This is a genomic window from Cellulosimicrobium sp. RS (assembly GCF_046159675.1).
Classification (GTDB): Bacteria; Actinomycetota; Actinomycetes; order Actinomycetales; family Cellulomonadaceae; genus Cellulosimicrobium; species Cellulosimicrobium funkei.
In genome coordinates this window covers 254,014-268,191 of the sequence record NZ_JBJXVU010000001.1, presented here as the reverse complement: position 1 = coordinate 268,191, position 14,178 = coordinate 254,014, and the positions used below count along the sequence as shown (strand labels likewise).

General features: G+C 73.1%; 9 protein-coding genes. 1 reads left to right on the top strand and 8 read right to left on the bottom strand.

Annotated features, from left to right (window positions below):
* Positions 1–4 precede the first annotated feature (4 nt).
* From ACI769_RS01130 to ACI769_RS01105, 6 genes are all read right to left on the bottom strand, one after another.
* Positions 5–3,346 (bottom strand): VanW family protein, encoded by a 3,342-nt coding sequence (locus tag ACI769_RS01130; RefSeq protein ID WP_085388266.1) that lies wholly within the window; start codon positions 3,344–3,346, stop codon positions 5–7.
* 76 nt (positions 3,347–3,422) lie between these two features.
* Positions 3,423–3,872 (bottom strand): hypothetical protein, encoded by a 450-nt coding sequence (locus ACI769_RS01125; protein WP_185981318.1) that lies wholly within the window; start codon positions 3,870–3,872, stop codon positions 3,423–3,425.
* 10 nt (positions 3,873–3,882) lie between these two features.
* Complete coding sequence (locus tag ACI769_RS01120; RefSeq protein ID WP_232322601.1) at positions 3,883–4,893, bottom strand: PIG-L family deacetylase; 1,011 nt, start codon at positions 4,891–4,893, stop codon at positions 3,883–3,885.
* A 13-nt stretch (positions 4,894–4,906) separates the two neighbouring features.
* Complete coding sequence (typA, locus tag ACI769_RS01115; protein ID WP_021479795.1) at positions 4,907–6,817, bottom strand: translational GTPase TypA; 1,911 nt, start codon at positions 6,815–6,817, stop codon at positions 4,907–4,909.
* A gap of 182 nt (positions 6,818–6,999) precedes the next feature.
* Entirely contained in the window at positions 7,000–8,892 is a 1,893-nt protein-coding gene (locus ACI769_RS01110) for a BCCT family transporter (RefSeq protein ID WP_085388267.1), read from the bottom strand.
* A 157-nt stretch (positions 8,893–9,049) separates the two neighbouring features.
* Positions 9,050–10,882: an ABC transporter ATP-binding protein gene (locus tag ACI769_RS01105; protein WP_034651454.1), complete on the bottom strand. Its 1,833-nt coding sequence runs from the start codon at positions 10,880–10,882 to the stop codon at positions 9,050–9,052.
* A gap of 65 nt (positions 10,883–10,947) precedes the next feature.
* On the opposite strand from ACI769_RS01105, the gene ACI769_RS01100 reads away from it, so the two are divergent.
* Positions 10,948–11,526: a PH domain-containing protein gene (locus tag ACI769_RS01100; RefSeq protein ID WP_081599989.1), complete on the top strand. Its 579-nt coding sequence runs from the start codon at positions 10,948–10,950 to the stop codon at positions 11,524–11,526.
* A gap of 65 nt (positions 11,527–11,591) precedes the next feature.
* Here ACI769_RS01100 and ACI769_RS01095 read toward each other — a convergent pair whose 3' ends face one another.
* Both ACI769_RS01095 and ACI769_RS01090 read right to left on the bottom strand, forming a co-directional pair.
* Positions 11,592–12,629, bottom strand: a complete 1,038-nt coding sequence (locus ACI769_RS01095; protein WP_085388268.1) for an ABC transporter permease — start codon at positions 12,627–12,629, stop codon at positions 11,592–11,594.
* Positions 12,626–14,155 (bottom strand): ABC transporter permease, encoded by a 1,530-nt coding sequence (locus ACI769_RS01090; protein WP_021482266.1) that lies wholly within the window; start codon positions 14,153–14,155, stop codon positions 12,626–12,628. The genes ACI769_RS01095 and ACI769_RS01090 overlap by 4 nt, the downstream gene beginning before the upstream one ends.
* Positions 14,156–14,178: the final 23 nt, after the last annotated feature.

Below are 14,178 nucleotides of genomic sequence, written 5' to 3'. Positions count from 1 at the left end.
GGGTCTACTCGCAGACGACCGCGTTGTCCGGCTTGTAGGTCCACCGGTAGGACTCGTCCTTGACGAGCTCGCCCTCGCGGTAGACCTTGCGGTAGTTCGTGATGGAGAAGCCGGGGCTGCCCGCGGGCGTCGGGGCGCAGTCGGCGCCCGAGTGCGTGACGGTCGTCGGCTGGACCACGTTCGACTTGCCGCTCGACGACGTCTCGACGTCGTAGTACTTGGTGCTCCAGACCGCGACGTGCAGCTGTCCGCCGCCGACCCAGGACTGCATGAGGACGCCGTACGGGGTGTCGTTCTTGAACTTCATGTCGATCGAGCCCACGAAGATCGTCGCCTCGCGGCCCGCGGGGTAGCGCTCGAACCAGTAGCTGTGCGGGCGGTGCTCGACGTCCTCGAGCCCTGCGAAGAAGCCCGCGTTGTACGTGGTCGTGGCCATCTGCGACAGGCCGCCGCCGACGCCCTCGGTGTGGCGCCCGCTCTCGACGATGCCGGCCGCGTAGTAGCCGCCCTCGAGCGTGATGGGCGAGAGCGCGTCGACGAGCGAGAAGGTCTCCCCCGGCTTGACGAGCGTCCCGTTCACCTTCTCCGCCCCGCGCTTCAGGTTCGCGGTGCGGACGGGGACGTTGGGGACGGGCGTCGAGAACTCCGACACCTTCTCCTTGATCCCCAGCGCCTCGAGCGCCGCGACCGACTGCTCCGGGTCCGACTCGACGAGCTCGACCGTCGCCGTGCGCTCGTCGCCCGAGGCGGCCGTCGTGACGGCCGTCGCGATGGCCGCCGGGTCGATCGTCGTGCCGGGCTGGCCGCCCTCGATCACCGGCGCGCCGTCCCGGAAGACGAAGTGCGCGTCGTCGGCCGCGGTGAGCAGGTCGTTCGTCCGGTCGACCACGGACTGCACGAGCGCCGGGCCGTCGAAGGTCAGCGTGAGGACGCCGTCCGTCGCCGCGAAGGAGGCGGCCGCGGCGAGCGCCTCGGGGGGCAGCTCCGGCGACTGGCCGCCGACGGAGACGACGACGGGCGCGGACACGACCTTCTCCGCCAGGGCGAGCGCGGCGTCCGTCTCGTCCTGCGTGATCGTGGGCTCGACGGGCTCGGTGGGCAGCTCGACCGGCCCGTCGGTGACGAGCCAGCTCTCCGTGATGGTCGCGGGCACCTCGTCCGTGACGAGCGCCGAGCCGTCCGCGGCCGGCGTGCTCGTGGGCGCGCCGTCGACGAACTGCACGGCCCCGTCCACGGGCTCGATCTCCAGGCTGCCGCGCAGCGCCTCGACCTGGGCGTCGAGGGCCGCGTCGTCGACCGTGACCAGGGGCTCCGCGTCCTTGCCGCCGAACAGGTGCTGCCACAGGCGCGCCGGGTTCATCGAGAACGACGTGAGCTCCTCGGCCGTCCCCGCGGCGTCGAAGGTCAGGCCCGCCGTCGCCGGGTCGAGCGTCGTGCTCGCCTCGCCCGCCGCGAGCGTGATCGGCTCGGCCGCGCGCGGCCCGAGCTCCGACTCGAGCCGGTCCTCGGCCGCCGTCCGGGACAGGCCACCGACGTCGACGCCGGCGACGCTCGTCCCGCTCGGGACCTTGTCGGAGTAGAACCACTGGGCGCCGGTGTACAGGCCGCCCAGGACCAGGACGGCGATCCCCGTCCACAGCAGCCCGCGGGCCCAGCCGCGCCGCGGCCCGTCCTCGTCGAAGCCCTCGAAGGGCGAGGCCTCGCGCGAGTCGTCGGGCGGGACCGGCGTGAACGCGCTGGGTGCGGCGGTCCCCGCGGCAGTCGCCGGGGCCGTCGCACCGGAGCTCTCGGCCGGGGCCCCTGCGGTGGCCTCCGTCGGAGCGGTCGCGCCGGCGGCGTCCGGCGCCGGGCTCGCCGGCTCGTCGGGGGACGCGGGCGACAGGATCGACGTGCGCACGACGGGCGCGGGCCGCGACCACGGGTCGACGGGTGGGATCACCTGCGTCGCGTCGGGCGCGGCGTCGCTCCCCTCGCCCGCGGGACGAGCCGGGCCGTCCGCCGGCGTCGGCACCACGGGCACGACGGCGGTCCGCTCGGCCGCGCGCTCGTCGGCCGGGTCTCCCCCGGTCGCGGCGGCCGACCGGTCGGCCGACGTCGCGTCGTCCGGTGTCGCGCTGCTCGCGGACGAGGCGTCCGCGGCCGTCGCGACGGAGGCCGTGTCGTCCGAGGCCGTGTCGTCCGAGGGCGTGGTGTCCGGGGCGACCGAGGTGTGGGCGACGGGTGCCGGGGCCTCCCGGTCGGCGGTGCCCGCGGCCGGGGCGGCCGGGGAGTCGGCCTGTGCGCCCGGTGCGGGGACGAGAACCGCGGGGACGTCCGGGTCGAACGCGAACACGCGCGGGACGTACGGCTCCTCGTCGGCCTCGTCCGCACCGCTGCCGCCTGGAGTGCCCACCGTCCGCGGGCTGCTCTCGGCCGTGGTGCCGCCGTCCGCGTGGCCGACAGGGGCCGGGCTCTCGGCAGCGCCGGCGACCGGCGCGTCGGGGGTGGTCGACGTCGGCTCGCCGCTCGCCTCGGTCGGGTCGGCCGTCGACCCGCCCGGCGCGGACCCGTCCGCGACGGGCGACTCCGCGACGGACGCGTCGGGACCGCGCTCGACCGGGGTGCCCTGGGCGTCGGGCTCCACGGCGGCGCTCACCGGAGCGCCGGCGTGCGCGACCGTGCCGGTCGTCACCTGGGTCTCGGTGGGCGCCTCGTCCGCCGCGGCTGCGGGCGCCGCGTGGGTGGCCGGGCTCGCATCCACAGCGTCTGACGACGCGGCGGGTGCCGGGCTAGCGTCGTCCGGCACCGCGGAGCGCTGCTCCGAGGCGGCGGTGCGCTGCGCGGCCGTCTGCTCGGGGGCCGCGGCCGTCTGCTCGGGGACCGCGACAGGCTCCGAGGGCACGAGCGGCTCCGCAGCGGCGACCGGCTCCGAGGAGGCGACCTCCGGGCGGCTCTCCGCGGCGGGAGAGCCAGCCGCGGACGCGTCGGCGGTGGCTGCGCCGGTGGCCGGCGCGTCGACCGCCGACGGCTCCACGGACGTCGGCGCGTCGTCCGCCGGGGTCGCTCCGGGTGCGGAGCCAGGCTCGGCCGGGCCGGCACCCGCGGGACCGGGGTCCGCAGGCGCGGCGGGGGCGGGACCGTCCGGGGCGGTGTCCGTCGGCGCGCTCGTCGGCTCGTCCGTCGACGCGCTCGTCGGCTCGTCCGTCGGCGTGGGAGCGCCCGGGGCGACGTCGCCGGAAGCGTCGGTACGCTGCGCGTCGGGGCCGGACGCCGTCTCGGGAGCCGCGGGCTCGACCGTCTCGGCGGGCTCCGGCACGGCGTCCTGAGGGGAGTCGAGATCGGCGTCTCGGTCGGTCGGCTGACCCATCCACTGTCTCCGTGACGAAAGGCGCGCGGCGGTCCGCGCGACGACGAGGGGTGTGCGGGGATCCGCACGGCGAATACTAGCGGGACGCGAGGGGGTTCTCGGGTCCGTCGTGCCTGGTGGGACGCCCGTGCTGGGCCGTGCGGACCGGGCGGTCGCTGAACCACGACCGGGGCAGGAAGGCCGCCGCGGCGACCACGAGCATGCCGCCGTAGATCCAGACGTACCCGACGGGCTCGCTCGGGACGAGCACGTCGCCTCCCGGCCCCTCGAGCGAGAGGAGCTGCACGACGACGACCCACCCGATGCCGAAGCCCAGGAGACCCGCCATCCCGCCCCAGGCGCGGGCCAGGGTGGCCGCCGCGAGGACGGTGAGCAGGGCGAGCACGATGCCGAGCCCGGCCCCGCCCGGGAGGTCGACGCCCAGGAGGTGCGCCCGGTGCGCGACCGTGCCGACGAGCCCGACGAGCGCGCCCACGAGCGCGCACGCCACCCCGCGGCCCACGAGCCGCCCCGTACCGGTCTCCACGGGCCCCAGGCTAACGCGTGGGTCCGGGCGGGACCTGGTCGCCCGGGAGAGCAGGGCCGGAGGGAGCGTAGAACTCGTGTGAAGGGACGGGCGCCAGCACGTCGTTGCTCAGGGCGTACCACCCGAGCAGCACCGGCTCGCCCCCCGCGGCGGCCGTCACGTGCTGGACCTGTGTCGCGTGCGCGCGCATCGCGCCGAGCACGTCGTCGAGCACGGGCCCCACCGGCACGCTCACGAGCGCGGGCAGCGACGCGTCGGGACGCGCGAGCGGGGGCAGCGCCTCGTCCGGGTCCGGGAGCGTGAGCCGCGCGTCGGCCGCGAGCAGCTCGAGCGCGCCGGGGTGCTCGGCGAGGGCGCGGCGTGCCGCGCGCACCGTGGTCTCGGGGGCGACGACCTGCCACAGCGCGGGCAGCGGCTCGCCGTCCGCGGCGAGGAGCTCGAGCGCGCGGACCGTGACATCGTGGGCCCGGACGTGGTCGGGGTGGCCGTAGCCGCCGCCCGCCTCGTACGTCGCCACGACGGCGGGACGCCGGTCCCGGACCACCGCCGCCAGGCGGGCGGCGGCCTCGTCGAGCGGGACGCCGACGAACGCGCGCGGCGGGAGCTGCTCGGTCGCGACCCCGCCGGCCACGCCCGGCGCGACCCAGGCCATGCCCGAGTCCTCGAACCGCACGGTCGCGCCGCCGTCGGACGGCTCGACCGGGCTCGTGACGGTGTCGAGGAAGACGTGGTCCCGCACACCCAGCGCGGCGAGCGCGCGGGCGAGCTCGGTCTCGCGGAACGCCGCGAGCGCGGGCCCGTCGCCCTCGAGGTGCCCGACGCCCGTCGGGTGCGCGGGCGTGTCGATCACCTCGCCCCGCTCTCCCCGCGTGCACGTCACGGCGGTGACCGGCTCCCCCGCGCGAGCCCAGGTCGCGAGCAGCGCGCCCGTCGCCAGGGTCTCGTCGTCGGGGTGGGCGTGGACGGCCAGCAGGCCGCCGTCGGGCACGACGGCGGCCTGCTGCCTCTGCGGGACGGTCACCCCGGGGGTGGCGTCAGGCGCGCTTCGCGCGCGAGACCGCGCGGGCGCGCTCGGTCTGGTCGAGGACGACCTTGCGGATGCGGACGACCTCGGGCGTGACCTCGACGCACTCGTCCTCGCGCGCGAACTCCAGCGACTCCTCGAGCGTGAGGTGGCGCGGCGGCACGAGGTTCTCGAAGTTGTCGGCCGTCGAGGACCGCATGTTCGTGAGCTTCTTCTCCTTGGTGATGTTCACGTCCATGTCCTCGTTGCGCGAGTTCTCGCCGACGATCATGCCCTCGTAGACCTCCTGCGTGGGGTCGACGAAGAACGAGCCGCGCTCCTGGAGGTTGATCATCGCGAACGGCGTCACCTTGCCCGCACGGTCGGCGACGAGCGAGCCCGTGGTGCGGGTCTCGATCGCGCCGGCCCACGGCTCGTAGCCCTCGGAGATCGACGACGCGATGCCGGTGCCGCGCGTCTCGGTGAGGAACCGCGTGCGGAACCCGATGAGGCCGCGCGCCGGGACCATGAACTCCATGCGGATCCAGCCCGTGCCGTGGTTCGACATGGTCTCCATGCGGCCCTTGCGCTGGGCGAGGAGCTGGGTGACCGCGCCGAGGTACTCCTCGGGGACGTCGATCGTCATGCGCTCCATCGGCTCGTGCGTCTTGCCGTCGATCGTGCGCGTGACGACCTGCGGCTTGCCGACCGTGAGCTCGAAGCCCTCGCGGCGCATCTGCTCGACGAGGATCGCCAGCGCGAGCTCGCCGCGACCCTGGACCTCCCACGCGTCGGGGCGGTCGGTCGGGAGCACGCGCAGCGACACGTTGCCGACGAGCTCGGCGTCGAGGCGGTCCTTGACCTGGCGGGCCGTGACCTTGTGGCCCTTGCCGCCCTTGCCCGCGAGCGGCGAGGTGTTGATGCCGATGGTCATCGAGATGGCCGGGTCGTCGACCGTGATGAGCGGCAGCGGGCGCGGGTCGTCGGGGTCGGTGAGCGTCTCGCCGATCGTGATGTCCGCGATGCCCGCGACGGCGACGATGTCGCCGGGCCGGGCCTTGTCCGTGGGGACGCGGTCGAGCGCCTTCGTCTCCAGCAGCTCGGTGATCTTCACGCTCTGGAGCGTGCCGTCGTGGCGCGCCCACGCGACGACCTGGCCCTTGCGGAGCTCGCCGTTGAAGATGCGCAGCAGCGCGAGGCGCCCGAGGAACGGCGAGGCGTCGAGGTTGGTCACGTGCGCCTGGAGCGGCGCGCCCTCGTCGTACGTCGGCGCGGGGATCTTCTCGAGGATCGTCGTGAACAGGGGCTCGAGGTCCTCGTTCGAGGGGAGCTGGCCGTCCAGCGGCTGGTCGAGCGACGCGCGGCCGGCCTTCGCGGACGCGTAGACGACCGGGACGTCGAGGATCGCGTCGAGGTCGAGGTCCGGCACGTCGTCCGCGAGGTCGGACGCGAGGCCCAGCAGCAGGTCGGTCGCCTCGGCGACGACCTCGGTGATGCGGGAGTCGGGCCGGTCGACCTTGTTGACGACGATGATCACCGGGAGCTTCGCCGCGAGCGCCTTGCGGAGCACGAACCGGGTCTGCGGGAGCGGGCCCTCGCTCGCGTCCACGAGCAGCACGACGCCGTCGACCATGGACAGGCCGCGCTCGACCTCGCCGCCGAAGTCGGCGTGGCCCGGGGTGTCGATGACGTTGATCGTGATGCCGTCGGGCTCGCCCACCGCGGCGGCCGCCGGGCCGGCGTACCGCACCGCGGTGTTCTTCGCGAGGATGGTGATGCCCTTCTCGCGCTCGAGGTCACCGGAGTCCATGACGCGCTCGTCCACGTGCTGGTGCGCGGAGAAGGCGCCGGACTGGCGCAGCATCGCGTCGACGAGCGTGGTCTTGCCGTGGTCGACGTGGGCGACGATCGCCACGTTGCGCAGGTCGGAGCGCACAGACATCTACGGTTCTCATTTCGTGGGGTACGAGGGGCGACGACGGCCGGCCACCTCAGCGCGCACGACGGCGGGCTCGGCCCGCCGCAGCATCACGGAGCACGGGCCGTCACCCGGGCCCGGCTATCCTACCGGGTCCGCGCTCGGGACACCATGCCCGCCGTCGTGCACCGTTCGGAGGTGCCTCCTCAGGAGGTGCCTCCTCCGGAGGGCGTCTTGCGCCGCGGCCGACGCACGAGCGCGCGCCACCGGTCCGGGCGGTCGGGGTAGAGCTCCTCCCACTGCTCGGAGATCGACTCCGAGACGCGCGTCGTCACGTGCTCGGTGAGGGCGGCGCGCGCCGCGCGCCGCTCGGCGCGCAGGATCGCGGCGTGCTCGACCCGGAGCGCACGCACCGTGGACACCGCCATCCCGATCATCACCACGGAGAACGGCAGCGCGATGAGGATCGCCGCCGTCTGCAGCGCCTGGAGACCGCCCGCGAGCAGGAGCGCGATGGCCAGCAGGCCGGAAGTACCCGCCCAGAAGATGCGGCTCCAGGTGGGCGGGTTCGGGTTACCCCCGCTCGCGAGCATGTCGACGACGAGCGAGCCGGAGTCCGACGACGTCACGAAGAAGACGACGATGAGCACGATCCCCACCACGGCGAGGACGTTCCCGAGAGGCAGGCCGTCGAACAGCTGGAAGAGCGCGGTGTCCGTGTCGACCTCGCCGTCGACGAGCATGCTGCCGGGCTCCATGAGCTCGCGGTACAGCGCCGACCCGCCGAACACGGAGAACCAGAGCGTCGTGACGATCGTCGGGACGAGGAGGGTGCCGAGGACGAACTCGCGGACCGTGCGACCGCGCGAGATCCGGGCGATGAACACCCCGACGAAGGGGGCCCAGGAGATCCACCAGCCCCAGTAGAAGATCGTCCACTGCGACTGCCACTCGAGGCCGGCCTGGCCCTGGAAGGCGGTGGTGTCGAACGTGAGGCGCACGACGTTCTGCAGGTAGTAGCCGAGCGACTGGACCCACTCGCGCAGGAGGAACAGCGTCGGGCCGAGAACCAGCACGAGCGCCAGCACGACGCCGGCGAGGACCATGTTGCCGTTCGACAGCCACTTGATGCCCTTGCCCAGGCCCGAGACGACGGAGAGCGTGGCGAGGGCCGTGATCGCGGCGATGAGCCCGATCTCGAGCGCGGTGCTCGGTTCGACGACGTCGAGGTACCCGAGTCCGGCCGCGATCTGGAGGACCCCGAAACCGAGCGACGTCGCGACGCCGAAGACGGTCCCGATGATCGCGACGACGTCGATGACGTCGCCGAGGCGCCCCTTCACGCGGTCGCCGAACAACGGCTCGAGGGCCCAGCGGATCGAGACGGGGCGGCCCTTGCGGTGGATCGCGTACGCGAGCGCGAGGCCCGCGACGACGTAGATCGCCCACGCGTGGATGCCCCAGTGCAGGTAGCTCTGCCCCATCGCGGCCTGCGCGAGCGACGCGTCGCTCCCCTCGACGCCGGGCTTCGGGTTCACGTAGTGCGAGAGCGGCTCGGCGACGCCCCAGTAGACGAGGCCGATACCCATCCCGGTGGCGAACAGCATCGCGAACCACACGGGCAGGCGGAAGAGCGGGGTCTCCTCGTCCTTGCCGAGCACGATGTCGCCGAACCGGCTCAGACCCATCCACAGCGAGAAGACCACGAAGCCGGCGACGACGATGACGTAGTACCACCCGAAGGCGCCGATCACGTCCGACTGCAGGGTCTCCATGACGGACGTGACGGTGTCCGTGAACAGCACCGTGAGCAGGACGAAGACCAGGATGATGCCCGCCGCCGGGTAGAAGACGCGCGGGTCCGGCCGACCCGTCCGCGGGGCGTCGGGATCGTGCGAGGACACGACCGGCGCGGAGCCGGTGCCCGGCCCGACGGCGTCCGTCGCCACGGCATCGGCCGTCGCGGCGTCGGTCGTCGCGGCGCCGGTCGTCGCGGCGCCCCCGTCGCGGGGCGCGTCGGCCCCTCCCCCGTCGGGCGCTGGCGCGGCCTCCTCGTCACGTGCTGGCTCGCGGGGCGTCTCGTGGTGCGGGGCGTTCATGGTCTCAAGGCTTGTCGGACGCGCGGGCCCCGGCAACCGGAACGCCCGCCCCGGCAGCAACAACGCCGGTCCTGGCAGCGGGAACGCCCCGGGGGCGGCCGCGTGCGCGGCCGCCCCCGGGGCGTCGTGAGGGCTCAGCGAGCCGTGGAGCGTGCGGTCAGAAGCCGGCGCCCGCGGTGGGCGGGGCGCTGCGCTCGTGGTCCACGTCCTCGCGCGCCGCTGCGAGCGCGCGCTCCTCGTCCGCCAGCGAGGACACCTCGTCGTTCGCGATGTCGCGGGCGGCGGCCTCGAGGAGGGCGTCGCGCGCGGCGCGGCGCTCGCGCTGCGCGGCCGGGTCCGGGACGGGGACGGCGGCGAGCAGGCGCTGCGTGTACGCGTGCTTCGGCTCGTGCACGATCTGCGACGTGTCGCCCACCTCGACGAGCTTGCCCTTGTGCATCACGGCGATGCGGTCGGACAGCAGCTCCACGACCGCGAGGTCGTGCGAGATGAACAGGCACGCGAACCCGTGCTCGCGCTGCAGGTCGGTGAACAGGTCGAGGACCCTCGCCTGGACCGACACGTCGAGGGCCGACGTCGGCTCGTCCGCGACGAGCAGCTTCGGCTCGAGCGAGAGCGCCCGCGCGATGCCGACGCGCTGGCGCTGACCGCCGGAGAGCTCGTGCGGGTAGCGGTTGCGCATCGCCCGGGGAAGCTCGACCTGGTCGAGCAGGCGCTCGACCTCACGGCTGAGCTCCTTGCCCTTGACGCCCTTGTGCAGCATGAGCGGCTCGCCGATCGACTCGCCGATGGGCAGGCGCGGGTTGAGCGACGACCCCGGGTCCTGGAAGACGATGCCGACCTCGGTGCGCAGCGGCTTGAGGTCCTTGGGCCGGGCGCCCACCATGTCCGTCCCGACGATCTTCAGCGAGCCGCCCGTGACGGGCAGCAGACCCACGGCCGCGCGGCCGATCGTCGTCTTGCCGGAGCCGGACTCGCCGACCAAGCCGACGACCTCGCCCTGGTGGATCTGGAGCGAGACCTCGTCGACCGCCCGGAACGCCGCCTGCCGGCCGCGGCCCGGGTACTCGATGACCATGTCCTGCGCGTCGAGCACGAGCGGCCGCTCCGGGACCGGGGCGCCCGCCGGCACGCGGTCCGTGGCGGTCGTCGTGCCGCGCTTGGAGCCGAGGTGCGGCACGGCCTCGAGAAGGCGCACCGTGTACGGGTGCTGCGGGTTGCCGAAGATCTCGGCCGACGTGCCGCGCTCGACGACCTGGCCGTCCTTCATGACCATGATCGAGTCCGCCATGTCGGCGACCACGCCCATGTCGTGCGTGATGAGGATGATCGCCGCGTCGACGCGGTAGCGCAGGTCGCGCAGGAGCTTGAGGATCTCCGCCTGGACAGTGACGTCGAGCGCCGTGGTGGGCTCGTCGGCAACGAGGAGCTTCGGGTCGCACGCGAGGGCCTGCGCGATCATCGCGCGCTGGCGCTGACCGCCGGAGAGCTGGTGCGGGTACGCGTCGAACCGGCGCTCGGGCTCGGGGATCTCGACGAGCCGCAGGAGCTCGATCGCACGCTTCTTCGCGTCGGCGGGACCGACGTTGAAGTGCGTCCGGATGGTCTCCACGATCTGGAAGCCCACCGTGTAGACGGGGTTCAGCGCCGTCATCGGCTCCTGGAAGATCATGGAGATCTCCTTGCCGCGGACATGCCGCAGCGAGCCGTGCGACATGCCGATGAGCTCGCGGTCGCCGAGCTTGGCCGAGCCGCTGGCGCGGCCGTTCGGCGGGAGCAGGCCCAGCAGCGCGAGCGACGACTGGGACTTGCCCGAGCCGGACTCGCCGACGATCGCGAGGACCTCACCGGAGTGGAGGTCGTAGCTCACGTCCGCGGCCGCGGGGTACCAGGCCTTGTCGACGTAGAAGTCCACGCCGAGGTTGCGCACGGTCAGCACGGGGCTGCCCTGGCGCGCGGCCGGGGCCGCGGGAGACGTCTCGATGGCCACGCTGATCAGTGTCCTTCCTGCCGGAGCCGGCGCTCGTGGCGCCGCGACTCTGCGAGCATGGGCGCATGGGTCCCACGCTGGTCTTCCGTTCGACGTACGGCCGAGTTCTCACGGTGGCGACGGGCGTCGTCGCCGTCGCCCTGGGCGTGAGCACGGCCCTGACGGGGGACGTCGGCGCGGTCGTCGGCGCACTGGTGCCCGCCGCGCTCGTGACGTACCTCGTCTGGATGCTGTTCTGGCGTCCCGCCGTCGAGGTGTCCGACGGCGGGGTCGAGGTCCGCAACGTCACGCGCACCGTGCACGTGCCGTGGACGGCGTACGAGGGCGTCGACACCCGCTACTCGCTCGAGGTGCGCTACGCCGGCGGACGCGTGACCGCGTGGTCCGCGCCCCGCTCGAGCGGCACGGCCCGCTGGCTGCGCAGCTCGCGACGGCGCGCCGTCGGCCAGGAGCAGGTGGTCACCGGCGCGAGCGCCGAGGCCGTGGCCGACGCCGTGACACAGCGCCACGCGATGCTCACGGCGGCCGGCCACCTCGACCGGGCGGTCCAGGGCGCCCCCGGCGCCCGCACGACGTGGCACGTCGTGCAGCTCGCCGTGCTGGGCGCGCTCGCGGTGGGGACGGTCGTGGCGCTCACCGCCTGACCGCGGCGCGCCGCGCCGCCCGAGAGGTCCACGACCTCCCGGGCGGGCGGCGACGACGGCGGTCATCAGCTGGCCCCGGCCTCGCCGGTCGCGCTCGGCGCCGTGGCGGCCGTCGGGCGGGCGACGCGCTTCGCACGGGCCATCTTGCGCTCCGAGGGGATGCGCTTCTGACGGGGGTCGAACGCGTCGCGCAGGCCGTCACCGATGAAGTTGACGCACAGCGCGATGGCGACGATGAACAGACCCGGCCACCAGAACAGCCACGGACGCGTCGCGAACGCCTCCTGGTAGTCGCTGATGAGCTTGCCGAGCGAGGTCGCCGGCGCCTGGATGCCGACGCCGAGGTAGCTCAGCGCGGTCTCCAGCAGGATCGCCGAGCTCATGAGCAGCGTGACGTTGACGATGATCACGCCGACCGCGTTCGGCAGCATGTGCTTGAAGATGATCCGCCGGTCGCTCGCGCCCGCGACCCGGGCGGCGTCGACGAACTCGCGCTCGCGCAGCGAGAGGAACTCGCCGCGCACGAGGCGCGCGAGCGGCGGCCACAGCACGAGCCCGAGGAACGCCCCGAGGATGAGCGCGTTGCTGCCGCCCGAGAGCAGGGCCAGCACCGCACCGATGACGATGACCGGCATCGTGATGATGAGGTCCGTGAACCGCATCAGCCACGAGTCGGTACGACCGCGGTAGTACCCGGAGAGCGCCCCGACGAGGACGCCCGCGATCGTCGCGATGACGCCGACGGAGAGCACGACGAGCAACGAGGTCTGGGTGCCCTGCATGACGCGGGCGAACACGTCACGACCTGCCTCGTCCTGGCCGAAGATGTGCGCCTCGGACGGTGCACCGCCGTTGACCAGGGGGTACGTGGACCCCTGCCCGGACGGCTTGTAGGCGTACCAGCCCTGCCAGCCGCCGATGCCGATCGAGGTGATCGCGAGCGCGACGATGCCGATCAGCACGACGAGCGCGACCACGGCGCCCTTGTGGTGGAAGAAGCGACGGCGGACGATCTGGCCCTGGGACAGGCCCTCGACCTCGCGCAGCTCGATCTGGTTCTCGACCGCGCCGCTCTGCGACGCGTCGTTCGGTGTGTTGGTCATGCGTTCACCCGGATCCGCGGGTCGAGGGCTGCGTAGATGAGGTCAGCCACGATGTTGGCGATGATGGCGAGGGCCGCGACGATGACGAGGTACGCCATGACGGGGTCGATCTCGCCGCGTTGCAGCGCGTTGAGGAAGAGCAGGCCCATGCCGGGCCGGGCGAACACCTTCTCGGTGATGATCGCGCCGCCCAGGAGCGTGATGACGTCGATCGGGACGATCGTCGCGAGCGGGATCAGCGTGTTGCGGAACCCGTGGCGCATGACGACGGTCCGCTCCGGCAGACCCTTCGCCCGCGCCGTGCGGATGTAGTCCTGGCTCATCACCTCGAGCATGCTCGCGCGCGAGTAGCGGGTGTACCCGGCGAACTGGATGAGCACGAGCGCGATCGTCGGGAGCAGCAGGTGGGTGTACTGGTCGAGGACCTGCACCCAGAAGTTGCCGCCGAGGTTCGGCGTGCTGTTGCCGATCGTCGGGATGGGCCGGCCGTTGATCGCCGGTGCGCCGAAGTACGCGGGCCAGACCGACATCACCTTGTCGACGAAGACCATGGACCCGACGAGGAACGCGGTGATGGCCGCAGCACGCGCGGACACGCCCTTGTCGGGACCGCCCCACGCGTACCCGACCCCGATGCCGACGCCGACGGTGACCACGGCGAGCACCAGCACGATCCACCAGTTGTCGACCTGCTTGAGGACCGACTGGATCGGGAAGTAGACGACGACCCCGATCAGGACCGTGGTGAGCGACGCGTACAGGGCGCGGCGGTTCTTCAGGCCCGAGACGAGCGCGGTGATGGCGAAGGCCAGCGCGGCGCCCGTAACGACGATGATGACCGGCCCGAGGTTCGGCTTCTCCCACCAGCCGGAGAGCTGCAGGTAGAGCAGCGCGAGCGCGCTCGCCGCGAAGCCCAGGCCGAAGACCGTGAGCCGCCGCCGCGCGGTCCCGCCGAAGGCGAGGGACCACAGCAGGCCGGAGATCGCGCCGATGCCCACGATCACGAGGATCGAGAGGTTCGGGTCGCGGAGGAAGTCGTTGAAGCCGATCGCGCCCCACTGCTTGAGCAGGACGGCGACCCAGAAGGCCGGGAGCGAGTAGAGCACGAACGAGACGAAGATCGTCAGGTAGTCGAAGGTGCTGTACTGCCGCAGCGCGCTGACGATGCCGACCATGACGCCGAAGACCACGGCAAGGACGGTCGCGGCGGCGACGAGCTGGATCGTCGAGATGACCGCGCCCTGGAGCAGGGTCGAGACGGACTGGCCACTCTGCCAGGCCGTGCCGAGGTCACCGGTCACGAAGTCGCCGAGCCACTTGAAGTAGCGGATCACCGACGGGGTGTCGAGATCGAGGTCGGCGGTGCGCTGGGCGATCAGCTGGGCCTTGTTGGGCTTCGTGCTCGACTCGAGATCCGCGAAGATGTACGGCCGGATCGCGGCGTCGACGAGCAGGTACATCGCGAACGTGGACACGAGGAGGGTCGCCAACCCTGCCAGCACACGCCGCGAGATGAAGGAGAACATCGGAGGTCTTACCTCGCTGGTCG